At 36.5% G+C, this 23,006-nt stretch carries 25 protein-coding genes; 1 reads left to right on the top strand and 24 read right to left on the bottom strand.

What is annotated here, in order from left to right:
* Window positions 1-86: 86 nt before the first annotated feature.
* The 20 genes from BZARG_RS02185 to BZARG_RS02090 form a co-directional block, all read right to left on the bottom strand.
* Window positions 87-1,409, bottom strand: a complete 1,323-nt coding sequence (locus tag BZARG_RS02185) for a dihydrolipoamide acetyltransferase family protein (protein WP_008634875.1) — start codon at window positions 1,407-1,409, stop codon at window positions 87-89.
* A gap of 56 nt (window positions 1,410-1,465) precedes the next feature.
* Window positions 1,466-2,083 (bottom strand): acyltransferase, encoded by a 618-nt coding sequence (locus tag BZARG_RS02180; RefSeq protein ID WP_008635005.1) that lies wholly within the window; start codon window positions 2,081-2,083, stop codon window positions 1,466-1,468.
* Window positions 2,084-2,237: 154 nt separating this feature from the next.
* On the bottom strand, window positions 2,238-2,441 hold the full coding sequence (locus BZARG_RS16150; protein ID WP_008634963.1) for a GIY-YIG nuclease family protein: 204 nt from the start codon (window positions 2,439-2,441) through the stop codon (window positions 2,238-2,240).
* Window positions 2,442-2,480: 39 nt separating this feature from the next.
* A complete protein-coding gene (locus BZARG_RS02170; RefSeq protein ID WP_008634864.1) occupies window positions 2,481-3,230 on the bottom strand; it encodes an enoyl-CoA hydratase/isomerase family protein in 750 nt (249 codons plus the stop codon).
* A 112-nt stretch (window positions 3,231-3,342) separates the two neighbouring features.
* Complete coding sequence (locus BZARG_RS02165; RefSeq protein WP_008634924.1) at window positions 3,343-3,633, bottom strand: GIY-YIG nuclease family protein; 291 nt, start codon at window positions 3,631-3,633, stop codon at window positions 3,343-3,345.
* 78 nt (window positions 3,634-3,711) lie between these two features.
* Complete coding sequence (paaZ, locus tag BZARG_RS02160; RefSeq protein WP_008634915.1) at window positions 3,712-6,213, bottom strand: phenylacetic acid degradation bifunctional protein PaaZ; 2,502 nt, start codon at window positions 6,211-6,213, stop codon at window positions 3,712-3,714.
* A gap of 302 nt (window positions 6,214-6,515) precedes the next feature.
* Complete coding sequence (pcaF, locus tag BZARG_RS02155; RefSeq protein ID WP_008634848.1) at window positions 6,516-7,730, bottom strand: 3-oxoadipyl-CoA thiolase; 1,215 nt, start codon at window positions 7,728-7,730, stop codon at window positions 6,516-6,518.
* Between the two features lie 176 nt (window positions 7,731-7,906).
* Window positions 7,907-8,767: a KPN_02809 family neutral zinc metallopeptidase gene (ypfJ, locus tag BZARG_RS02150; protein ID WP_008634996.1), complete on the bottom strand. Its 861-nt coding sequence runs from the start codon at window positions 8,765-8,767 to the stop codon at window positions 7,907-7,909.
* Window positions 8,768-8,862: 95 nt separating this feature from the next.
* Window positions 8,863-9,270, bottom strand: a complete 408-nt coding sequence (locus BZARG_RS02145) for a PaaI family thioesterase (RefSeq protein ID WP_192807230.1) — start codon at window positions 9,268-9,270, stop codon at window positions 8,863-8,865.
* A gap of 13 nt (window positions 9,271-9,283) precedes the next feature.
* On the bottom strand, window positions 9,284-9,664 hold the full coding sequence (locus tag BZARG_RS02140; protein ID WP_008634900.1) for a four helix bundle protein: 381 nt from the start codon (window positions 9,662-9,664) through the stop codon (window positions 9,284-9,286).
* A 91-nt stretch (window positions 9,665-9,755) separates the two neighbouring features.
* Entirely contained in the window at window positions 9,756-10,976 is a 1,221-nt protein-coding gene (locus BZARG_RS02135) for a 3-hydroxyacyl-CoA dehydrogenase NAD-binding domain-containing protein (protein WP_008635004.1), read from the bottom strand.
* A 9-nt stretch (window positions 10,977-10,985) separates the two neighbouring features.
* Window positions 10,986-11,345: a four helix bundle protein gene (locus BZARG_RS02130; protein ID WP_008634950.1), complete on the bottom strand. Its 360-nt coding sequence runs from the start codon at window positions 11,343-11,345 to the stop codon at window positions 10,986-10,988.
* A gap of 52 nt (window positions 11,346-11,397) precedes the next feature.
* The gene (locus BZARG_RS02125; RefSeq protein WP_008634947.1) at window positions 11,398-12,177 is read right to left on the bottom strand and encodes an enoyl-CoA hydratase-related protein; all 780 of its coding nucleotides are present in this window, start codon (window positions 12,175-12,177) and stop codon (window positions 11,398-11,400) included.
* Between the two features lie 103 nt (window positions 12,178-12,280).
* Window positions 12,281-12,781 carry a 1,2-phenylacetyl-CoA epoxidase subunit PaaD gene (gene paaD / locus BZARG_RS02120; RefSeq protein ID WP_008634906.1) on the bottom strand — a complete coding sequence of 167 codons (501 nt, stop codon included), beginning with the start codon at window positions 12,779-12,781 and terminating at the stop codon, window positions 12,281-12,283.
* Between the two features lie 51 nt (window positions 12,782-12,832).
* Window positions 12,833-13,585, bottom strand: a complete 753-nt coding sequence (gene paaC / locus BZARG_RS02115; protein ID WP_040287915.1) for a 1,2-phenylacetyl-CoA epoxidase subunit PaaC — start codon at window positions 13,583-13,585, stop codon at window positions 12,833-12,835.
* A 139-nt stretch (window positions 13,586-13,724) separates the two neighbouring features.
* Entirely contained in the window at window positions 13,725-14,015 is a 291-nt protein-coding gene (gene paaB / locus BZARG_RS02110) for a 1,2-phenylacetyl-CoA epoxidase subunit PaaB (protein WP_008635001.1), read from the bottom strand.
* Window positions 14,016-14,063: 48 nt separating this feature from the next.
* Complete coding sequence (locus BZARG_RS02105; RefSeq protein ID WP_008634847.1) at window positions 14,064-14,354, bottom strand: GIY-YIG nuclease family protein; 291 nt, start codon at window positions 14,352-14,354, stop codon at window positions 14,064-14,066.
* A 32-nt stretch (window positions 14,355-14,386) separates the two neighbouring features.
* A complete protein-coding gene (gene paaA / locus BZARG_RS02100; RefSeq protein WP_008634946.1) occupies window positions 14,387-15,364 on the bottom strand; it encodes a 1,2-phenylacetyl-CoA epoxidase subunit PaaA in 978 nt (325 codons plus the stop codon).
* A gap of 198 nt (window positions 15,365-15,562) precedes the next feature.
* Window positions 15,563-16,636: a 1,2-phenylacetyl-CoA epoxidase subunit PaaE gene (gene paaE / locus BZARG_RS02095; RefSeq protein WP_008634822.1), complete on the bottom strand. Its 1,074-nt coding sequence runs from the start codon at window positions 16,634-16,636 to the stop codon at window positions 15,563-15,565.
* A 67-nt stretch (window positions 16,637-16,703) separates the two neighbouring features.
* Window positions 16,704-17,273 carry a TetR/AcrR family transcriptional regulator gene (locus tag BZARG_RS02090; protein ID WP_008634945.1) on the bottom strand — a complete coding sequence of 190 codons (570 nt, stop codon included), beginning with the start codon at window positions 17,271-17,273 and terminating at the stop codon, window positions 16,704-16,706.
* A 74-nt stretch (window positions 17,274-17,347) separates the two neighbouring features.
* Here BZARG_RS02090 and BZARG_RS02085 point away from each other — a divergent pair, with 74 nt between their 5' ends.
* A complete protein-coding gene (locus BZARG_RS02085; RefSeq protein WP_008634937.1) occupies window positions 17,348-17,653 on the top strand; it encodes a rhodanese-like domain-containing protein in 306 nt (101 codons plus the stop codon).
* Here the strand turns inward: BZARG_RS02085 and BZARG_RS02080 are convergent.
* The 4 genes from BZARG_RS02080 to alaS form a co-directional block, all read right to left on the bottom strand.
* Window positions 17,648-18,262 carry a DUF4230 domain-containing protein gene (locus BZARG_RS02080; RefSeq protein ID WP_040287914.1) on the bottom strand — a complete coding sequence of 205 codons (615 nt, stop codon included), beginning with the start codon at window positions 18,260-18,262 and terminating at the stop codon, window positions 17,648-17,650. The two genes, BZARG_RS02085 and BZARG_RS02080, sit on opposite strands and share 6 nt — an antisense overlap.
* Window positions 18,263-18,504: 242 nt before the next feature.
* Complete coding sequence (locus BZARG_RS02075) at window positions 18,505-19,470, bottom strand: GSCFA domain-containing protein (RefSeq protein ID WP_008634981.1); 966 nt, start codon at window positions 19,468-19,470, stop codon at window positions 18,505-18,507.
* 104 nt (window positions 19,471-19,574) lie between these two features.
* The gene (locus BZARG_RS02070) at window positions 19,575-19,952 is read right to left on the bottom strand and encodes a GxxExxY protein (protein WP_008634849.1); all 378 of its coding nucleotides are present in this window, start codon (window positions 19,950-19,952) and stop codon (window positions 19,575-19,577) included.
* A gap of 205 nt (window positions 19,953-20,157) precedes the next feature.
* Complete coding sequence (gene alaS, locus BZARG_RS02065; RefSeq protein WP_008634899.1) at window positions 20,158-22,809, bottom strand: alanine--tRNA ligase; 2,652 nt, start codon at window positions 22,807-22,809, stop codon at window positions 20,158-20,160.
* Between the last annotated feature and the right edge of the window lie 197 nt (window positions 22,810-23,006).

Here is a 23,006-nt window from a genome sequence, read left to right as displayed (position 1 = left end):
ACAAAAAAGGATGGCGCTTCAATCCCTAACGCGAAATATTACTAAAAATCTCAACATTTTAAAAACGTCTAAAATTTTTCTGCTTATTAAATTTCTCTATTCACATCAAATTGCTCAAAATAATCAGCAACACGACGTACAAAACTGCCTCCTAAAAAACCATCTACTACACGATGGTCAAATGAAAGCGATAAATACATCATACTGCGAATGGCAATTTCATCACCTTTTTCAGTTTCTATAACTTCAGCGCGTTTTTTAATAATTCCTAAAGCCAAAATAGCGACTTCGGGCTGATTGATAATCGGTGTTCCCATAACACTTCCAAAAGTTCCTACATTGGAAATGGTAAACGTACTGCCTTTAATATCATCCGCTCCTAACTTATTTTCTCTAGCTTTACTAGCTAGGGCGTTGACATTTTCGGCTATTGTTTTCAAATCTTTTGTATCGGCATTTCTTACAACCGGCACAATTAAATTACCACTCGGTAAAGCGGTTGCCATTCCGATATTAATATCTTCTTTAACGATAATATTATTACCATCAACTGATGCGTTGATATTTGGAAAATCTTTAACTGCCTTCGCTACGGCCTCAACAAATAATGGCGTAAAAGTTAAGCGTTCACCATATTTTTCTTGGAAAGGCTTTTTATTGGCATTTCGCCAATTCACCATATTGGTCATATCGGCTTCCACATAAGCTGTAACATGAGGAGATGTATGCTTGGAATACACCATATGGTCGGCAATCATTTGACGCATACGGTCCATCTCAATGATTTTCCCTTTGCCTTTATCAAACGTTAATTGCGGAATTCTATAGGCTGTTGGATCTTGTGTTACAGCTTGTGCGAATTGAAAGGGTCTACCGTCTTCTATATAATTAAACACATCGCTTTTGCGAAGTCGGCCTTCATGTCCTGTTGCAGGAATTCTGGCAAGTTCTTCAAAACTGATATGCTGCTCTTTGGCGATTTTGATGATTAATGGTGAAAAGAACGTATTCGAATTTGACGTTGAAAATGAACTGGAAGGTGAAGCTACCTGAACTGGTTTTGGTTGCGTTAGCTTTTTCTTCTTTTCTGCAGACGCTTTTACTTCGTTCGATGCGACCGGCTCCTTTTTTAGAGGTTTTGCATCTTCTGAAACTTCTAAAATAGCAATAACCTCGCCTACTGGAACTACATCTTTGGATTGAAACATGGTTCTAACTAGGGTTCCTGAAATTGGCGCTGGTACTTCGTTATCCACTTTATCAGTGGCGACTTCTAGGATGATGTCACCTTCTTCAAAGGTGTCGCCTTCGGCGATTAACCAGTTGATGATGGTTCCTTCTGTAATACTTTCGCCCATTTTAGGCATTTTAAGTTCCCACGAAAGTGGCAATTTCTTTTCGTTACTCATTTCTTAATCTATATCTAGACCTCACAGGTTTTTAAAACCTGTGAGGTCTGTTAACTCTATTTAATTTGAGACTCACTTTTTTTAACGAATTGTTCACGAAGTGTTTTATAAACACTTTCCTGCATTTTCATGTTTTCAGGCACTTCGCGAAGTGCCTCTACCTCTTTTAAATTGGCGTGACAATCGGCCGGTAACTGTTGATACAATTGGGTACCTTTTGTTTTCCATGCAATCATCTCATCCGACACTTGCTTTATAACTTTTGCAGGGTTTCCAACAACTAAACTCCGTTTGGGAATTTTAGTTTCTGCCTTTACAAATGCCATAGCACCTACGATACTTTCATCGCCAATTTCAGCATCGTCCATGATAACGGAATTCATACCGATCATACAGTTTCTACCCAAATTAGCGCCATGAATAATAGCACCGTGACCAACATGAGCACTTTCTTGTAAGGTAATGGATTTCCCCGGAAACATATGCACCGTACAGTTTTCCTGAACATTTACGCCGTCTTCCAAAATAATCTGTCCCCAATCGCCACGAATAGCAGCTCCTGGACCAATATAACAGTTTTTACCGATAATAACATTTCCGGTTACGGCAGCTAGTGGGTGAACAAAACTGGACTCGTGGACTACGGGGGTGAAATTGTTGAATTTGTAAATCATAGACCTATTCCTGCGTAGGCAGGAATCTTTTTATTTATATGTTATTTCTATATTCTCTATTCGAATTTAAATTCCAATTTATACTTAAATCTGACCAACTAGGATTCATTTCTTCAATTAGCTTCACTTTCCGTTCTCGTTTCCATTTTTTGAATTATTTTTCTCTTCGTGATGCTTCCTCACCATTTTCAAACTCCTCAAAATAAACTAATAAATCACAATTATACCTGGCAGTAAAGGACTTTGGAAATACTTTGTTTTTAAGCGCTCTTACTCTTTCTTCACTATTATCTGTAACGCCAATATAAATTATTCCGTTGGGCTTGTTTGCCATGATATAGATGTACCAAAGTTTCATTTATTTTTATTATGAGATTCCTGCCTTCGCAGGAATTTGCTACTCAAACCCTTTCAATTTCTCCTTCGTAAATTCACTCAGCACCAATCGCCCACTAGTAGCTGCGCGTTCCGCCAACAAATTATCCCAATTATCAGTTCCGCTCCAGAAAATTTTTTTCATTTCTATCATCGCTTCTGGATTAAAAGTACATAAATGATTAGCAGTTGCTTTTACGGCTTCGTCTAGTTCTTCTACCGTGTCATAAACTTGAGTGAACAACCCTTTTTGTTGCGCCCATTCTGCTGGATAAAACGAATTGGCATCAATAGCAATTTGCGACATCGCGCTGACACCCATTTTACGTTCAATAGCGGGTCCGACAACAAATGGTCCGATTCCGATATTTAATTCACTTAACTTGATAGCTGCGAACTTGGTTGCCATACAATAATCGGTTGCTGCAGCTAATCCTACGCCTCCTCCAACGGTTTTACCTTGAATACGTCCTATGATGAACTTCGGACATTTGCGCATCGCATTAATCACATTTGCAAATCCTGAAAAGAATACTTTTCCAGTTGCTTCATCATTAATGTTTATAAGTTCATTAAAACTAGCGCCTGCACAAAACGTACGATCTCCGCCGCTTTTAAGTACAATGACTTTCACATCTTTATTCTCTCCTGCAGCAGTAATGGTTTGCGCTAATTCCGCCAACACATCTCCTGGTAAGGAGTTGTGTGCTGGATGATAAAACTCTATATATGCGACTTCGTTTTCTATGGTTTGTTTTACGTATGGTTTCATGTTCATTTCCCACGAAAGTGGGAATCTTTTTAATGGTTATACTTTATTTTCTTTAAACTTCACAGTCCCGACGTTTCGGGATTAAAAACCAGTGAGGTTCGCTTTATAATATTTATTTTAATTCCTCATATAAATCCTTCCAATAAGGATTTAACCTTTCAATTAACTCTACTTTCCAAGCTCTATACCATTTCTTCATCTGCTTCTCCTTTAGTTTAGCTTCGGTTTCATTTTCGAATTCCTCAAAATAAACCAACTTATCCAAATTATATTTAGCAGAAAACGTGTTTGGATGCGCTTTAGTTTTATGCTGGTATATTCTTATTTTTAATCGTCCTGTTTCTCCAATATATAAAACACCTTTTAGCTTGTTTGTTATTATGTAGACATAATGTTTCAGCACTTTCGGAAGATTTAATAAAATTCGCTAATTCTTTGACAAGACACCCGATTTCTCGGGTGCTTCGAACAGTTCAATCATTTAAAAAAGATTGAACTGTTCGAAGTGATGATTTAGATGCTTTCGATCCAACAAATACGCTTCATATTTATTCAATTCTCCAAACACCAAGTTTTTCAATTTAGCTTCTGGATTTTCTTCATAAAACGCTAAATACTTTTCGCGCTGCCCTTTAAATTTCTCTATGGCTGTAGCTAAATCTGGATGTTTTAATGGTTCAAGTTTATCTTTTTCTAATAACGGGAAATTGGTACCCATTGGAAATTTATCATAATTATAAAGACTCGCATGAACTTTTTCTAAAATCTTTTCTGGCGTAGCGACTTCAAAATCTTGAATTTCGCCTGAAGCTATTTTATAAGTAAACTCCATGTGCTCTAACATATGTTGCGGTGTCATAACGCCCCACTTCGGTGTCATATCTGCCGTTAATTTGGAAAGATAGTCATCAACTTTATCTGAAGTCATTTCTACAAAAACTTCTTGTTTCTTTTGAACCATTGTTAAAACAGTTGCAAAACCAACTTTTTCATCGGTTAGCGCATCGAAAATCTCAACATACCATTTAACAATTCCGCTAGGATGTTCTGCCGAAGCAACGTCACGATCTACTTTTTGCTGACAGGTTAATCGCACATAGATGGTATCATTATGATATAAGGGACGTAGGAATCTACATTCTTCCAATCCGTAATTAGCGGCTACAGGCCCTTTATGTGGATACACAAATAATCCGGCGGCGGCGGCAATAATTAAATAGCCGTGAGCGGTTCTTTTTTCGAAAATACTTCCATCTAAAGATGTGATATCCGTATGAGCATAAAAATGATCCCATGTTAGATTCGAGAAGTTGATAATATCGGTATCCGTCAACGTTCGTCTATGCGTTTTAAGCGACATTCCTGGTTCGATATCTTCCCAGTGGTATTTAAAGGGATGCTGATCGGCTTCCTTATATTCAGCATTTTGCTGATAAATTCCAGTGATTTCTGTTAATGTAGTTGGTGAACCTTGAATAGCTGTACGCTGTAAATAGTGTTTAATACCACGCATACCGCCCATTTCTTCACCACCTCCAGCACGACCCGGACCACCGTGAACCAAGTTTGGTAATGGTGAACCGTGACCGGTGCTTTCTTTAGCCATATCGCGGTTAATAACCATAATACGACCATGATGACTGGCAGCATTTATGACATAATCTTTAGCAATTTTATTGTCATAGGTTGCTATCGAGGACACTAACGACCCCTTACCCATTTGGGCTAAAGTAATAGCTTCATCTAAATTTTTATACGGCATAATGGTACTAACAGGACCAAAAGCTTCGGTTTCGTGAACAGCTAAATTGGAGAATGGATTCTCTTCAAGAAGTACAATAGGCGCTAAAAACGCACCCTTTTTAGCATCGGCACCAATAGTTTCAATTTTATCTAAATCGCCATAAACAATACGCGCCGTTTTAGCGAGTTCTTGCACACGATCTCGAACTTCGGTCACTTGATCTTTACTCACCAAAGCACCCATTCGGACTTCTTTTAATCGCGGATCGCCAATAGTGACTTTATCCAATGCTTTTCCTAAAGAAATTTGAACATCTTCCACTAAATTCTGTGGTACTATAATTCTACGTATTGCCGTACATTTTTGTCCGCACTTCACCGTCATTTCATTTCTAACTTCTTTAATAAAGAGATCGAATTCTGGAGTTCCAGGAACAGCGTCTTCACCTAGAATAGAAGCGTTTAATGAATCGGCTTCCATATTAAATGGTACTGACTCTTCTAAAATACGTTTATGAGATTTTAAAAGTCTCCCCGTTGTTGCCGAACCTGTAAAGGTTACAACATCTTGTGACTCTACGGTGTCTAAAATACTTCTTGCTGAACCGGTTATAACCTGTAAAGCACCTTCTGGTAAAATGCCTGAAGCAACAATTTCACGAACTACGGCTTCTGTTAAGAAGGATGTGTTGGTTGCTGGTTTCACCACGGCTGGAACGCCCGCCATCCAATTGGAAGCACACTTTTCTAACATGCCCCAAACTGGGAAGTTGAATGCGTTAATATGAACAGCGACGCCGCGTTTTGGCACCATAATATGATGTGCCATAAAACGACCACCACGTGATAAATCGATAGGATCACCTTCGACGTGATAAGATTGATTAGGGAATAATTTACGTAAAGATGCATTGGCAAATAAGTTTCCGAAACCACCTTCAATATCTATCCAACTGTCTACTTTTGTGGCACCTGTACGGTAACTTAATTCGTAGAAAGCGGCTTTCTTTTTCATTAGGTAAAGCGCTAAACTTTTTAGCATATTCCCACGTTCTTGAAAGGTCATTTTTCGAAGTTTCTCCCCGCCTGTTGTTCTTCCGTAATGAAGAATCTCGCCAAAATCTAACCCTTCGGTATCGGATAATGCTACAATTTCTCCAGTAATGGCATCAAACATTGGAACGCCTTCTCCCTTACCTTCTATCCATTGTCCTGTGACGTAATTTTGTGTTTTTTTCATCGATAAATTTATTTATCGTTTCCGTGCAAACGGAAATCTAATTTATGTCTTTTTCGATACTTTCCAATTAAAATCGGAACAGTCGAAGTGACGTTATTTATTTTTTTTATTTCAAGTTACAAGGTTTCACAAGCCTTGCCAAATTATTTTCTTTTTTCCAGACCTCACAGTCCCGACGTTTCGGGATTTGAAACCTGTGAGGTCCTTTTATCACAACTCCGGCGTTAGGGATTGAGGCTTTGTTGGAGCTCCTCGAAGAGAGCGACTGCCGAAAGCCCGACCCTTGTGGTAACGCCCAAAATCTATAAATTTACATTTTCAATTATTGCAGCATAGCCCTGGCCAACGCCAATACACATAGTAACTAATGCATATTTTTTGTTCTGTTCTTTCAACTCTAAAGCGGCAGAATAAGCTAATCTCGCGCCGGTTACACCCAATGGATGACCAATTGCAATGGCGCCACCATTTGGATTTAAACGCGGATCATTATCTGCCAATCCCCAAGCGCGCGTACAGGCCAAAGCTTGTGCTGCAAAGGCTTCGTTGAGCTCGATAACATCCATGTCGTCCATGGTTAAACCTGCTTTTTCCAAGGCCTTGTTAGATGCTTCAACAGGTCCAATACCCATAACTCTAGGTTCTACTCCAACCACAGCCGAACTCACGATTCGTGCTAATGGTTTTAAATTGTATTTTTTAACAGCTTCTCCAGATGCAATTATTGTTGCTGCAGCACCATCGTTTAATCCTGATGAATTACCAGCTGTTACACTTCCGCCTTCTGCTTTGAATGCGCCACCTAACTTTCCTAAAACTTCTAATGAAGTGTTTGGTTTTATAAACTCGTCTTTAGAGAATTGTATCGGATCTTTTTTACGTTGTGGGATTTCTACTGTTACAATTTCTTTGGCTAATCGGCCATTTTCTTGTGCTTTTGTAGCTTTCATTTGACTCCAATATGCAAACTTATCCTGATCTTCGCGAGAGATATTGTATTTCTCTACGAGATTTTCAGCAGTTTGTCCCATGCCATCGGTTCCGAATAGTTTTTGCATTTTAGGATTGATAAAACGCCAGCCGAAACTAGAATCATACATTTTAGCATCGGTTCCAAATCCTTTAGAGGGTTTTGCTATTACGTAGGGTCCGCGTGTCATATTTTCTACACCACCGGCGATAAACACATCACCATCTCCAGCTTTTATAGCGCGGTTTGCATGAATAATAGCCGATAATCCTGAACTACATAATCTGTTAACGGTTTCACCAGGAACTGTAAAGGGTAATCCCGCTAAAAGCGACGCCATTCTTGCTACGTTTCTGTTATCCTCGCCTGCTTGATTGGCACAGCCCAAAATAACATCGTCGTACGCCTCCTTTGGAATACTTGGATTTCTTTTTACAACTTCTTCGATTACCAATGCCGCCAAATCATCTGTTCGCACAGCTGATAAAACGCCTTGATAACTTCCTATTGGCGTTCTGATGCCGTCTATAATATATGCTTCTTTCATACTAATGCCCACGAAAGTGGGTATCTGTTTTAATTGTTATATATTTTTTTGTAGCCTTGAAAAAGACTTTCTGATTTACTTATTATCTCATCTAATAAACAGAAAAACAACTTACTAGATTCTATATTAAGTTGGGTTTCTCTGAACTATGAGATTCCTGCCTTCGCAGGAATTAATCAATTCAATAAGGCTGAAAAAGTATCTCCTTGTTTTATATCGCCCGTTTTAAAACCTTTCATAAACCATTCCATGCGCTGTTTAGATGTTCCATGCGTAAATGAATCCGGTTTCACATCTCCTTGCGACCATTTTTGGATGGCATCATCTCCAACTGCATTCGCAGCGCTTAAAGCTTCTTCGATATCGCCTTCTTCTAAATATTTTTTATTGTGATGTGCCCAAACGCCTGCATAAAAATCGGCTTGTAATTCTTGCGCTACCGAAAGCTTATTACCTTCTACTTTATTCGTTTGTTGTTGTAATTGTCTTACTTTATTACTGGTTCCTAGTAAGGTTTGAATATGATGTCCGATTTCGTGAGCTGTTACATAAGCAATTGCAAAATCGCCGCCTTTAGCTCCGAAACGGGTTTTTAATTCTTCAAAAAACACCAAGTCCATATATAATTTATGATCGGCTGGACAATAAAATGGTCCTGAAGCTGAACTCGCATTTCCACATCCTGTACTTACGGCATCTGAAAACAATACCATAGTTGGTTCCTTGTAGACTCCTAAATTATTTTCTTCAAAAATCTGACCCCAAATATCTTCGGTATCTGCTAGAATAGTTCCCGCAAAAGCTCCGAGTTCTTTTTCATTAGCTGTTAGTTCCCTTTGTTGAACTTGCTCTGTTGATTGTCCTTGATTAAATTGCTCGATAATTGGTGCAATTTGCTTTCCAGTTTCTCCTCCAAAAAGTTGTAATAGAATAACTACTACAGCAACAATACCGCCGCCTGCTACCAGCTTACCTTTAGATCCCATTCCGCGTCGATCATCTAGGTTGTCACTTTGTCTTCTGCCTTTCCACTTCATGTGTTTTTGGTTTTTATTGTTATTGCTACTATTTTATTTTAAACCCTTAATTTATAAAAAATGCTTCAAGTATTTATATGCTAAAAAAAGTTTTACTACCAATCTTTACTGGTTCTATAAACGACACCTTTAAAAAGCGCGACTAATTCATCGCCACGTTTGACTTCAATGATATTAAAACCTAATTTATTTTTCACGCTCTCTATTACCGATTCTGCCACAATATAATCGCCTTCATTTAAAGCTTCAATATGATTAATACTCGTTTCAATAGAAACCGCATATTTTCCATGCGAATTGGCTGCAAAACCACAAGCAGTATCTGCCAGCGAATAACTAATACCGCCATGCGCCTTATTCATACTATTAAGCATGTCCTTTCTAATGGTCATCCCGACTTTACATCGGCCGATTTCACATTCGATGATTTCAAGACCGAGCCATGTGCTGTAGGCGTCGAGGGATAACATCCGCTTAGGTATTTCTTCTCCTTTAATAGGCATTAGGGATTAGGGATTAGTTTCGTTTATTTCTTTCTGAAATTTTCTTTCTTAAAGATGACATCATTCTCGTCATTTCAGAAATTAATTTCCTGTTTTCTTCGTTTCGATCAAATGTAATATATAAACTTCTTTTAGCTTTTGTACTGCAGCTAACACACTCTTTAGCACTATAAATAGCATAATTTATATGTCTCACAAACTGCGCATCCGACCCAGGATAACCTTCCGCAATATTTAATGCAATAGAATCAGCGGCTCTTCTAAACTGCGATGATAGCGCATATAATTCGTGATTAGGAAAACTTTTAACCAAAACATCTACTACTTCACCAAAATCCATTGCTTTTTGATAAACTAATAAATCTTCAAATTTAAAATTATAGTCACTATTCATACTAATTCCTATTGCCTAATCCCTCTTTTTTTTAATAATATTTTCCTTTCTCAAAGTCTAACCTCTCACCTCTCAAAGTCTAACCTCTCAATCATACCTCAAATCTCAAACCTTTTTTGTTCATGGTTCTCAACAAAGGACTACAACGGTATCTATCTTCATGATACTCAAAATACAACTCGTCCATTTTCGCAACGCACCAACCGATGCCTTTTTCGTTTGCCCAAGCTAATAAGCCTTTCGGATAATTTACACCTTTGGTCATAGCATTATCAATATCTTCTGCTGATGCAATGTTAAAAAACAAGGCGTCGGCTGCTTCGTTGATTAACATGATTAAGATGCGATTGAATATTTTCTCTTTTAAAGACTCTTCTCCAGAAACCTCGGTGGTACTTGAAACAACTATTTTGCCGTTTGCATCATATTCATAATATCCAATACCTGACTTTCTACCTAAATAACCGGCTTCTGAAAATCGTTTTTGGGTAAATGAAGGCTTATATCTGGGATCGAAATAAAAAGCAGTAAAAACGGTCTCGGTAACGGTATAATTAACGTCATTACCTATAAAGTCCATCAGTTCAAAAGGTCCCATTCTGAAACCTCCCAGATCTTTCATAGCAGAATCTATAGTTTCGAAATTAGCAATACCTTCTTCATAAATTCGTAAAGCTTCACCATAAAATGGGCGCGCTACACGATTCACGATAAATCCAGGTGTATCTTTAGCTACAGCTACAGTTTTTTTCCAACTGGCAATCGTGTCTATTGCTTTTTCTAAAGTTTCGTATGATGTTTGAATAGCAGGAATAACCTCAACCAATTGCATTAAAGGTGCTGGATTGAAAAAATGAATTCCAACACAACGCTTAGGTTTTTTTAAAGATGCCGCAATGGATGCAATTGATAAACTGGAGGTGTTAGATGCAATAATACAATCTTCAGCAACATAACTTTCCAATTCTGAAAACACTTTTTTCTTGATATCTATGTTTTCAATAATTGCTTCAATTGTGAGATTAGAATCGGCTAAATCCTTTAAAGAATCAACGTATGAAATATTGTTTTGTATGCGATTTTTCTCTTCCAAATCAATACGACCTTTTTCTATTAATCGCGCTAATATTTTTTCTAAAGCTGCTTTTGCTTTATCTAAAGCTGCTTGATTGGTATCGTATAATTTAACTTGACAACCAGCCGTAGCTGCAACTTGCGCGATGCCGCTTCCCATTGTTCCGCCTCCGATTACTCCAACAAATTTGATTGAAGATTGAAGATTAACGATTTTTGATTTTTGATTTTCACTCATAATTGTGAACTATTTTAGTTTTAAGGATGCTGTTTTTATACTAACGACAAATATTGAAATCAATTCATCATTTTCTTTAAGTAACTTATCCAAAGCTTCTATATCTGTTATTAGATTCGCGCCTTTCTGAATTTTCATATTGATATAACATTCGCGTAATTCTTTAAGGCAAATCTTCATTTTATGAAGAAAATCGCGTGTGGATTCGCCACTTCTAGCTTCTCCATAATTTAAAGCTGCCGATGTGGATGATCTAATTAATTGTTTCGCTAAATGTTCTGATGCGAAAGATTCATCAATTTTTCTGCTAACTAAAATCACATCAATTACAAATTGGATCAATCTGTCTTCAAGTTGAATTGGCTTCATATTATTTTGGTTTTAGTTCAAAAATCTTCAATCAAAAATCAGCAATCGTTAATCATTTCCCTTTAAACTCGGGTTTTCTTTTTTCAACAAAGGCAGAAACACCTTCTGCATAATCATCCGTACTGGCTGCTTCAATTTGATATTTAGACTCTAATGCTAATTGCTGTTCCAAATTATTTGTTAGCGATTGATTCAAGCTTTTCTTAATTAAACCTAAAGCCTTGGTTGGCATATTGGCCATTTTTAAAGCAAGCTCATTCACCTCATCTTCAAAATTTTCTAGCGGCAATACTTTATAAATCATTCCTAAACGCTCGGCTTCTTCCGCAGATACTTTATCACCTAGCATGGCTAGTGCAGATGCTTTCTGGAATCCAATGAGTCTTGGTAAAAAGAACGTTCCTGCACTATCAGGAATCAACCCGATTAAACTAAAAGCTTGAATAAAACTCACTTTTTCGTGTGCAACTACCACATCACAGGCCAGAGCAATATTGGCTCCTGCTCCTGCAGCAACGCCATTGATGGCGCCTATTATCGGTTTTTCAATATTTCGAATGCGTAGGATTATTGGGTTATAATGTTCTTCGAGGATTTTTTTAAAACCGGGATTTAATTCTGGCGAGGTAACTTCTTTTAAATCCTGACCAGCACAAAATGCTTTTCCGTTTCCGGTTAACACAATGGCGCGAACGTCATCATTTTTTTCGCAGTCATCTAATGTGTCTTGAAGTAGCAAGGCCATTTCGCGATTGAAGCTATTAAATACTTCTGGTCGGTTTAGCATGATTGTGGCTACTTTGTTTTCTATTTTTAATTTTATAAAACTCATATTTTCTAATATTGAATAATGAACTCCGAATAAAAAATTATGAAGTTTTATATTTTGCTTACTTCATGATTCGGTATTCAAAAATCAGTATTCATGATTCATATTATTTGAGGCATTTAAAATAATCAAAAGGCTCTTGGCAATCGCTACATTGAAACTGCGCTTTGCAAGCTGTTGAACCAAATTGACTAATCATTTTTGTATTTGTTGAGCCACATTGCGGACATTTTACCAAACGTTTTCCACGTAATAAAACATCTTTATCTGCTTCTTCGCCTAAAGGCGCGGCGATACCGTAATCTTCCAACGCTTTCCGACCTCTTGGGGTTATCCAATCGGTAGTCCAAGCAGGTGCCAATATTAATTCAATTTCCGATTCGTAACCCGCGACCTTTAAGGCTGATTTAATATCATCGCCAATTACATCCATTGCGGGACAACCACTATAGGTTGGTGTAATTTGAACTTTTACAACACCTTTTTCAATAATTGCCGTACGCACCACGCCCATATCCATAATGGAAAGGACTGGGATTTCTGGATCGGAAACTTTTTCAAGAATCGGAACTAGTTTTTCGTCGATGTTTTGTTCTATTGTTGTCATGTTTTAATAAAATGAAATTTTAAGATCCCTCTTTTCAAAGGGATATTGCTGTTACCATTCCATATTTGGATACGCACGTTGCATATATTGCAATTCGGCCAATATATAGCCCATGTGTTCTGTGTGAACACCTTGCTTACCGCCTTTTTGAAAATATTTAGATTCAGGAACTTCTAAAGTTGACGCTTCCAATACTTCCGCTACTTTTTCATAGTATGTATCTTTTAACGTCGTCACATCTACGCCAATTCCTTCCGCAACCATTGCTTTATCGGCTTCGGTTTGATGAAATAGTTCGTCCGTATACCTCCACAAATCATCTATAGCAGTTTGCATACGTTTATGACTTTCTTCGGTGCCATCGCCTAGACGTTTTATCCAATCGGATGAAAAGCGCTGGTGATAACTCACTTCTTTAATCGATTTATTAGCAATTGCTGACAATGTCAAGTCCTTGCTTTTTTGTAATTCTGTTAAAAACAAGAAATGATAGATATCGAATAAAAATTGGCGCGCCATGGTATAAGCGAAATCCGTATCAGGTTGCTCTACCAAAAGCACATTTACGTATTCACGTTCAGGACGTAACATGGCAATGTCATCTTCCGTACGTTTATCGCCTGCAATTTTTGCCGCGTATTGATAATAACTTCGTACTTGTCCGAATAAATCTAATGAAATATTAGTACAGGCAATATCGGTTTCTAGACTTGGTCCATGACCAGTTAAAGCCCCCATTCTTTGTCCAAGAATTAGTGAATTATCAGCTATGCCTAGAATGTATTGATATAAATTTTGGTTCATGCTTAGTTCCCACCAAAGTGGGTATCTTTTTATTTTTCTTAAGAAACTTTTATAAATGAAAAGCTTAAGAAAACAATTCGTAAAAACTTAATTGAGATTAGCTTCGCTGAATCTTCGATTTCCTGCCTTCGCAGGAATTCTACATATACTCAACCTCGTCCGGTAATTCGTAAAAAGTTGGATGACGATAAACTTTATCTTGAGCTGGCTCAAACATTTCGCCATTATGCTCTGGATTGGATGCGGTGATATTTTTGGATTCCACAACCCAAATACTCACACCTTCATTACGCCTAGTGTATACATCACGTGCATTTTCGAGTGCCATATCCGCATCTGCTGCGTGCAAGCTTCCAAAATGTCGATGCTCTAATCCATTTTTACTTCTTACGAAGACTTCCCAAAGAGGCCAGTTTTTTGTTGTTGACATATTTTTTATGCCTGCGAAAGCAGGTATCTTTTTAATTAAACTATAATTTTATTTTCTTAATTTAATATAATTCAAGTTCCAATTGACAATTAAATCAGACCAATTGGGGTTCATATCTTCAATTAATTTTATTTTCCAATCTCGTTTCCATTTTTTGAATTGTCTCTCTCTTTTCTCCGCATCTGTTCCGCTTTCAAACTCTTCAAAATAAACTAACTTGTCGCAATTATATTTTGCTGTAAACGATTTCGGGTACACCTTTAATTTGTGTTCTTTGATTCGTTCAGTAATACTATCAGTTACTCCTATATAAATAACGCCATTTAGCTTATTTCTCATGATATAGATGTACTAATATTCCATTTCACCGACTAGGAGACCTCTTTTTTCAAAGAGGCACTTTGTTTTTCTTTTCTCTCTTGTTGCTTTTCTGAATATGCCATAGCTGCATCACGCACCCATTCGCCGCCTTCCCAAGCACCAACTCTTGCTTTCATACGTTCTTTATTCATTGGACCATGACCTTTGACAACTTGCCAAAACTCATCCCAATTAATTTCTCCAAAATCGTAGCTACCGCGTTCTTCATTCCATTTTAAATCTGGGTCTGGAATCACTAAGCCTATTAATTCTGCTTGTGGAACGGTTTGATCTATAAATTGTTGACGTAAATCATCATTCGACTTACGTTTCAATTTCCACTTCATGGATTGTTCCGTATGAACAGATTCTGCATCTGTTGGTCCTAACATCATTAAAGACGGCCACCACCAACGATTTAACGCATCCTGAGCCATATCTTTCTGCTCCTGTGTTCCATTCATCAGTTTTATCATGATTTCATAACCTTGACGCTGATGAAAACTTTCTTCTTTACAAACACGAACCATTGCGCGTGCATAAGGCCCGAAAGAGGTATTGCACAATGGCACCTGATTAATAATGGCTGCACCATCTACCAACCAACCAATGGCACCCATATCGGCCCAAGTAACAGTTGGATAATTGAATATGGAGGAGTATTTAGCTTTTCCTGAATGTAACTGCTCGTAAAGTTCATCACGAGAAATCCCTAATGTTTCACAGGCTGAATATAAATACAATCCGTGACCTGCTTCATCCTGAACTTTTGCCAACAAGGCTACTTTTCGTCTTAATGAAGGTGCTCGCGTTATCCAATTTCCTTCTGGTAACATACCGACTACTTCGGAGTGCGCATGCTGCGAAATTTGTCTGATATGGGTTTTGCGGTATTTCTCCGGCATCCAATCTTTAGGTTCAATTTTCTCGTCGCGTGCAATACGCTCTTCAAATTGCGTTTCTAAATTTCTTATTTGTTCTTCACTCATGATATTTGTTGTTAGTGAAATATTATTTATTCTTCAGATCTTTCAGTTTTTAAAAACTTGAGAGATCTCTTGCTGCGTTCAGTAATTTTTAGAATTCTTTAAAGAACTCCACTTACAAAAAGCTTGACTCTACGTTACTATAATTTAGTGTAGAAACAATTATTTTATCTAAAGATGAGATTCCTGCCCTCGCAGGAATTAAACATCAAAATTAACCACTACTTTATCCGTAGTCGGTACAGCTTGACAACTCAACACATAATTTTGCGAAACTTCTTTTTCGTCAAGTGCATAATTGACTTTCATTTTTACTGACCCCTCTACAACCTGACATTTGCAGGTACTACAAACACCACCTTTACAGGCAAATGGTAAATCGGCTCCAGCAGCTAATGCACCGTCCAGTATGTTGTCGAAATCATCATCCATAATAAAGTGGAATTCTTTCCCGCCATCAATAATGGTGACTTGTGTGCCGTCCACTTTTTCATCAAGCACTTCGGCAATTTGTCTATTTTCTTCTTCAGAACTTCCAGAGAAAAATAATTCATAATGAATTTTTTCTTTTGGCATTCCTGCTTCCTGTAGTTCGTCACGGATTAAGAAAATCATATCTTGAGGTCCGCAAAGAAAGGCGTGATCGGTATCAGGAACATCAATAAAGCGACTGGTTAGAACCGCAAGTTTCTCCTTATCAAAACGGCCATTTAAAAATGGAATATCACGTTGTTCTTTTGTTAGAAAGTAAAAAACTTGAAAACGTCCAAAGAACTCATTTTTAAGTTGTTCAATTTCTTCTTTAAAGATAATGGATTTGACCGTTCTATTCAAATAAAATAGTTTGAAAGTACTATTCGGCTCGCGATGTAAATGCGTTTTAATAATAGACAAGGTTGGTGTAATACCACTACCAGCAGCAAATGCAATATAGTTCTTTGAACTTTCTGGTTCGCATTCCACGTAAAACTCGCCATGCGGTGCCATAACTTGAAGCTCTTCACCTTTTTTCAAAGTATTAAAAGCATAATTTGAAAACACACCACCGCGAATAGTTTTTACGGCTACTTTCCATTCATTATCCAACGGACTAGAGCAAAGTGAGTAATTACGACGAATATCTTCGCCGTTAATTTCCTTACGGAGCGTAAGATGTTGGCCCTGTTTATACTGGAATGTATGTTTTAAATCATCGGGAACATCAAAAGAAATAACAACAGTATCCTTTGTTTCCTTGTATATATCTGCAACTTTTAGGTTGTAAAAATCTGCCATATTGTAGTTCATGTATTAAACTAACAACTGTTAGTTTGGTGCACAAAAATACAAAATAAAATGTAAACTATTTGTTAATTCCGTTGATTAACACGTTACTTAAACTTTTCGAGAGGTCTTCGGGTGTAACATCTTCCTTTTTAGGAATCCACAAATAGAGAGATCGCAACGTAGAAAGAATTGAGAACAGCATGACCTCAACGCTAGAATCAGCAATTTCTTTTCGCTGAATACCTTCTAGTAAAATACTTCTAAAATCAGCTTCATAACCGGATCTCAAAGATAAATAATAGTCACGCTCCCCTTCCAGATGCATCCAATCATTATTTAAAGAAGCCATACCAAAAGTGTTTTGTGCAGTGATATCCACATGAAGTTTTACCACAGCTTCCAGCTTTTGTTTTGTTGAAATATTAGAGGTTTTAATTTCCTGCATACCTTGAGTAAATGCTTCTGCCAAAGAAATTATTATAATTTTAAGCAGCTCTTGTTTAGAACTAATATGATTATATAAACTAGCAGCTTTCATTCCCACAGCTGTGGCAATATCTCTCATAGTAACAGCACTATAGCCCTTTTCCTTAAATAGTTTGGCTGCCGTTTTTATGATTTCTTCTTTTCTGTTTTCTAATTTCAAAGTACCAAGGCATTTGATTTAATAAAAATATTTAACTATCTTAAAGTTTGCTAATGTATATAAAAAGATAGACTATGGGGTTTTTAGACTTTATATTTGGCGCGAAAAAGCGTCAAGTCCAGATGTATTTGGATAATGGAGCTACTATTTTAGATGTACGAACAGAGCGTGAATGGAACTCGGGACATATTGAAAACGCTGTTCATATCCCCCTTAATGATTTAAAAAATAGAGTTGAAGAAGTTAAGGTTCTAAAACGACCTATTGTTGTTTGTTGCGAAAGCGGCGTGCGTTCGGCAAAAGCAGCAAAATATCTAAATTTAGAAAACATAGATGCCACGAATGGCGGCGGCTGGGTTAGACTTCAAAATAGGTTATAGTTTCAACATATTTAAACCGTCTTGATTTTCAATAGGCATATTATTATACTCCAAAGTCCAACCTAATGAATTTGTTAAAATAAAGAATTTAGCCAACTCACTAATTAATCGGTTTTGCGCATTAGCTTTCATATCAGATTTATCTAATTTTTTAATTAAGGATTTCTTCACCAAGTCTCTAATATTATTGTGATCAGTCGCTTTAAAGGGATTCAAAAAATCGGCTTCAATATCATAATATTCTAAATCCGGACTAATTCTTATCTCTTCTTTTGGAATACTTATTATAGTGAGCGTTTTAGTAGCTTCATCAATTTTATATTCTATTAAACTTAAATCGTATGAAATGAACACATCTGCATTAACAATTACAAGTGCTTTCTTTTTAAAACTAAAATATTTACCAAAAATCTCTTTAGAGTTGTCATAATTAAGTACCTGACTAAAATGCCCTTCGGTTACTACAAGCTTTCCAACGTTTTTAATCTGCTCCTGAATAAGCGCTGAACTTTCTTTAAGAACAGCCTTCTCCTCTTTTTTGTCGTCACAATATTTAAGTGTGAAGAGCACGATTAACGTTAAAATGACACCCAATAGAATTTTTCTCATACACGAATGTACAAAAAATAGTTATGGTTTTAAAGGTCTAGAACCAACCTTAGAGCCAGATGAGTTTTTATTTTTAGGAATAAAAAAAACATCAATTCGAAATGAATTTAACTCCATTTACAAAATTGATGTTTTCATCATGATTAATTAATAGCAAGATAAACTTACGATTAAATGAACAACATCAACTAATTTTTCGATAAATGGCTTTATAAAAAGATTAAGTGTGAAAATAGATTGTTTTAAAATGTGATATGCCCAAACTGATTTTGAAGAACTTCTTGCTTTTCATTCAGATTCTTTAAAAATAATTTATGTGCTTCAGAACTGGAGTTAAACGGTTTGTGCTGCAATCCTTTTTGAATAACTTCAACGACTTCCATAGTATTTGATGCTTTTTCCGAAATCCAAACCCTTTTAAAAGCATTCCAGATATAATTGATAGCCGTTGGGTTTGGATGAATCATATCTTCCGCATAAAATCGATAGTCTCGTAACTCGTCCATCATGATTTCATAAGATGGGAAGTAATGGGACTGACCATTAACACCTAATGATTTCTGATTTAAAAACGCATGTATCCCCGATATAAGATGGGCTTTGCTCTGCATATTCTCAACAAATCCATCTTTAACATGCCGAACTGGCGAGACTGTAAAAATGACTTTTGCTTTTGTATTTACGCTTTCAATTAAAGCAACAGTAGTTTTTAAGGATTCTAAAACGGCATCAACAGAAAGCAATTCCTTTGAGAAATTATTCTGTGCTACTTTATGGCAATTGGCAACTACAGCATTTGTTTCAATAAGTTTGTAAACCCAAGCCGTACCAACTGTAATTATAATATGCGATGCACTTTTTATTTTTTGCGCTGTAATTTGAATTTGACTATTGAGTGATTCTAAAAGTATTTCCTTACTAGGATTACTTAATAGAGAATGTGCATCAAAACAATGCCATTGCTCATTTTGAAAAAAGATATCAACTTCTGAATATGTCTTTTCTTGAATAGCATGTGCTACCAAGTTTTCTATGGCTATGGGATGAAATAAAATTCCAAAAGGATTTTGGCTATTTTTAAACTTAAAATAATCAAACTTCTTACCTACGTTTTCAACAAAACAAGAGCCCAATAAAAGCACATCGGAGCTATACTCAATTTGATTATGCTGTTGTGGTTTTAGAGGGATTTTTGTTTGAAGATTCATGTTTGATTTTATTATTTTATCTCTTTATCTCTCGCGAAGACGCAAAGACGCAAAGGTATCATCCCTTAAGATTAAGAATTCAATGTATTAACACATAAAATTATTTAAAGTCCATTGACGATTCTTGTAATTCCCGTTTTAATTAAGGGACTATTAAAATTAATCAATAAGCCTAGTTTTAAATTTGATAATTTCAGATAAGTTAAGAGTTGCTTTGGATACACTGGATGAATTTCCTTAACAGATTTAATCTCAATGATTACTTTATTTTCGACTATTAAATCTGTTCTGTAAGTCAAATTTAATTCTTGACCTCGCCAAACTACCGGAAGTGATTTTTGTCTTTCAACAATCATTCCTGCATTTATCAACTCTTGAAACAATATTTCTTCATAAACAGACTCCAATAATCCAGGCCCAAGTTCTACATGAATCTGATAACAAACATCAACTATTACCCTAGATATATCGTTTTCATTCATTGTATATGTTTTTGTAAGTCCTTAAAATAATAAGAAATTCTGAATATTTATCACTTCACAGACCACGATATTAAAAACCACTCATAATATTGGGCTTTGCGTCTTCGCGAGAATTTTATTATTACACAGAGATTCACAGAGAGATTTAAAAAAAATACTCCGTGAATCTCCGCGATTTTGCTCTTTTTCCATCTGCGGAAAACTACTAAACCAAATACTTCTTTGCAGCCTCTAAAGCCTCCGCAATACCAGCAGGGTTTTTACCGCCAGCCGTTGCAAAAAATGGTTGTCCGCCGCCACCGCCTTGAATAAACTTACCGAGTTCTCTAACTATTTGTCCTGCATTTAGCCCTTTTCTTTCAACTAATTCTTTTGAAACATAACAAGACAATAAAGCCTTCCCGTCATTTTCTGCTCCAAACAACAAGAATAAGTTATCATATTGACTACCTAATTCAAAACATAAATCTTTAATTCCACCAGCATCTAAATCTACTTTCTTGGCTAGAAAATGAATCCCGTTTATTTCGGTAATTTCATTTTTAAGTTCGCCTTTTAAGTTTTTGGCTTTATCTTTTAATAACCCTTCTACTTGTTTTTTCAAACTGCTATTCTCGTCTTGCAAACTTTGAAGCGCTTTTACAGGTTCGTTATTATTCAATAACGCTCTCATATCATTAAAAGATCTATTAACATCAACAAAATAGTCTTTTAAAGCATCGTTTGTAATAGCTTCAATTCTACGAATTCCCGACGCCACAGCACCTTCTGAAGTAATTTTAAAAAACCAAATATCACCAGTGTTTTTCACATGTGTTCCTCCACACAATTCTATAGATTGACCAAAACGAACCATACGAACCGTATCGCCATATTTCTCACCAAATAATGCCATAGCGCCAGCTTCAATAGCTTTATCCATAGGCATATTTCGCTGTTCTTGTAATTCTAATTTTCCAGCAATACGGGCATTTACGAAAAGTTCAACATCGCGTAATTCTTCTACTGTTAATTTAGAAAAATGTGAAAAATCGAAACGCAAATATTTAGAGTGAACCGCACTTCCTTTTTGCTCCACATGAGATCCTAAAACTTCACGCAATGCTTGGTGTAATAAGTGTGTTGCCGTATGATTACATTCAGTACGAAAACGTTGCTTCGAATCGACAGTCGCCGAAAATGTATCAGTTATATTTTCTGGTAATTCTTTTGCAAAGTGCATCACCACGTTATTCTCTTTCTTGGTATCTAGGATATAAGTAATATCGCCGTTTGCATCTTCTAAATAACCTTTATCACCAACTTGTCCGCCACCTTCTGCATAAAAAGGTGTTAAATTGAAAACGAGTTGATACATAGCGCCATCTTTTTTAGAAGTGACTTTACGGTAGCGCGCTATTTTTACATTAGCCTCCAAAGTATCATAACCTATAAATTCCTGAACAGAATCTTCAAATAGAATTGTCCAATCGTCTGTAGACATTTCACTAGCAGCACGCGAACGTTTTTTCTGTTTTTCTAAATGTTCCTTAAAACCTGTTTCATCCAACTTCAATTCTTGTTCCGATAAAATTAAAGCCGTTAAATCGATTGGAAAACCGTAAGTATCGTATAATTCGAATGCTTTTTCACCTGAAACAGTATCTCCAGACGTACTTTTTATAATACCATCTAAAAGCAATAAACCCTGATCTAAAGTTCTTAAAAAAGACGCTTCTTCCTCTTTAATCACGTTTTCAATCAGTTGCTTTTGCGAAATTAATTCTGGAAAAGCATCACCCATTTTCTTACTCAACACATCAACTAAACGGTAAATAAACGGTTCTTTCTGATCTAAAAATGTAAAACTGTATCGAATAGCACGACGTAAAATCCTTCGGATTACATAACCAGCTCCAGTATTACTTGGTAATTGACCATCAGCGATTGAAAATGCTACGGCACGAACGTGATCTGAAATGACGCGAATGGCGACGTTTATTTTTTCTTGTTCGGTTTCTTTTTCGGACAAGCCTCGACTTGTCCCTACGAGGGGGATGTATTCTTTATCGGTGATCGTTTCAATTTCACGAATAATTGGCGTAAAAACATCTGTGTCGTAATTGGACTTTACGTTTTGTAAAACCATGCATAAACGCTCAAAACCCATACCTGTATCAATATGCTTATTTGGTAATGCTTCTAATGATCCGTTGGCTTTACGGTTGTATTGCATAAAAACTAAATTCCAAATTTCCACAACTTGTGGATGGTCTAAATTAACCAAATCTTTCCCAGGAACTTCTGCTTTTTCTTCTGCGGAACGAATATCTACATGAATTTCACTACATGGTCCACATGGTCCTTGATCGCCCATTTCCCAGAAGTTATCTTTTTTATTCCCCATAAGGATGCGATCTTCCGAAATTAATTCTTTCCAAAAATCATAAGCCTCTTGATCCATTGGAATACCGTCCCCTTCATCACCCTCAAAAACAGTGACATATAAAATATCTTTATCAACACCAAACTCTTCGGTTAGCAACTCCCAAGCCCAAGCAATGGCCTCTTTTTTGAAATAATCACCAAAACTCCAGTTACCCAACATTTCAAAAAGAGTATGGTGATAAGTATCATAACCAACTTCTTCTAAATCGTTATGCTTACCAGAAACACGTAAACATTTTTGTGAATCGGTAAGTCGGTTGTTTTTAGGAACAGCATTTCCTAAAAAATATTCTTTAAATGGCGCCATACCGGAGTTGACAAACATTAAAGTGGGGTCGTTTTTTAGTACCATGGGTGCCGACGGCACAATGCTATGGTTCTTGTCTTTAAAAAATTGCAAAAATTTTGCGCGTATGTCTTGAGATTTCATAAATGAAAATGCTTTGTAAGCTTATGTTAAAATTCCACAAAGTGCCAAACAATTTATATCTTTACCCCAAAAACCACTCTGATATTTGGAGTATTAGTAAGTCACAAAAACAACAATAAAAATGTTATTGCATTAATTTTGTAGTTTTGTTTGTTTGTCAAGCAGAATAATTAATAATTCTATTCTAATTAACTGCA

Source organism: Bizionia argentinensis JUB59, from assembly GCF_000224335.1.
Lineage (GTDB): Bacteria > Bacteroidota > Bacteroidia > Flavobacteriales > Flavobacteriaceae > Algorimicrobium > Algorimicrobium argentinense.
This window is presented reverse-complemented; position numbering and strand designations above follow the sequence as displayed.

Coding starts and splice junctions, on each gene's coding strand:
- BZARG_RS02075 (WP_008634981.1), bottom strand. CDS start 19,470: ATGAATCTTCAAACAAAAATCCCTCTAAAACCACAACAGCATAATCAA.
- pcaF (WP_008634848.1), bottom strand. CDS start 7,730: ATGAAAGAAGCATATATTATAGACGGCATCAGAACGCCAATAGGAAGT.
- paaA (WP_008634946.1), bottom strand. CDS start 15,364: ATGAGTGAAGAACAAATAAGAAATTTAGAAACGCAATTTGAAGAGCGT.
- paaZ (WP_008634915.1), bottom strand. CDS start 6,213: ATGAAAAAAACACAAAATTACGTCACAGGACAATGGATAGAAGGTAAG.
- BZARG_RS02125 (WP_008634947.1), bottom strand. CDS start 12,177: ATGAGTTTTATAAAATTAAAAATAGAAAACAAAGTAGCCACAATCATG.
- ypfJ (WP_008634996.1), bottom strand. CDS start 8,767: ATGAAGTGGAAAGGCAGAAGACAAAGTGACAACCTAGATGATCGACGC.
- BZARG_RS02070 (WP_008634849.1), bottom strand. CDS start 19,952: ATGAATGAAAACGATATATCTAGGGTAATAGTTGATGTTTGTTATCAG.
- BZARG_RS02180 (WP_008635005.1), bottom strand. CDS start 2,083: ATGATTTACAAATTCAACAATTTCACCCCCGTAGTCCACGAGTCCAGT.
- BZARG_RS02185 (WP_008634875.1), bottom strand. CDS start 1,409: ATGAGTAACGAAAAGAAATTGCCACTTTCGTGGGAACTTAAAATGCCT.
- BZARG_RS02085 (WP_008634937.1), top strand. CDS start 17,348: ATGGGGTTTTTAGACTTTATATTTGGCGCGAAAAAGCGTCAAGTCCAG.
- BZARG_RS16150 (WP_008634963.1), bottom strand. CDS start 2,441: ATGAAACTTTGGTACATCTATATCATGGCAAACAAGCCCAACGGAATA.
- paaD (WP_008634906.1), bottom strand. CDS start 12,781: ATGACAACAATAGAACAAAACATCGACGAAAAACTAGTTCCGATTCTT.
- alaS (WP_008634899.1), bottom strand. CDS start 22,809: ATGAAATCTCAAGACATACGCGCAAAATTTTTGCAATTTTTTAAAGAC.
- BZARG_RS02140 (WP_008634900.1), bottom strand. CDS start 9,664: ATGAATAGTGACTATAATTTTAAATTTGAAGATTTATTAGTTTATCAA.
- paaB (WP_008635001.1), bottom strand. CDS start 14,015: ATGTCAACAACAAAAAACTGGCCTCTTTGGGAAGTCTTCGTAAGAAGT.
- BZARG_RS02080 (WP_040287914.1), bottom strand. CDS start 18,262: ATGAGAAAAATTCTATTGGGTGTCATTTTAACGTTAATCGTGCTCTTC.
- BZARG_RS02145 (WP_192807230.1), bottom strand. CDS start 9,270: ATGCCTATTAAAGGAGAAGAAATACCTAAGCGGATGTTATCCCTCGAC.
- paaE (WP_008634822.1), bottom strand. CDS start 16,636: ATGGCAGATTTTTACAACCTAAAAGTTGCAGATATATACAAGGAAACA.
- BZARG_RS02105 (WP_008634847.1), bottom strand. CDS start 14,354: ATGAGAAATAAGCTAAATGGCGTTATTTATATAGGAGTAACTGATAGT.
- BZARG_RS02130 (WP_008634950.1), bottom strand. CDS start 11,345: ATGAAGCCAATTCAACTTGAAGACAGATTGATCCAATTTGTAATTGAT.
- BZARG_RS02135 (WP_008635004.1), bottom strand. CDS start 10,976: ATGAGTGAAAATCAAAAATCAAAAATCGTTAATCTTCAATCTTCAATC.
- BZARG_RS02170 (WP_008634864.1), bottom strand. CDS start 3,230: ATGAAACCATACGTAAAACAAACCATAGAAAACGAAGTCGCATATATA.
- paaC (WP_040287915.1), bottom strand. CDS start 13,585: ATGAACCAAAATTTATATCAATACATTCTAGGCATAGCTGATAATTCA.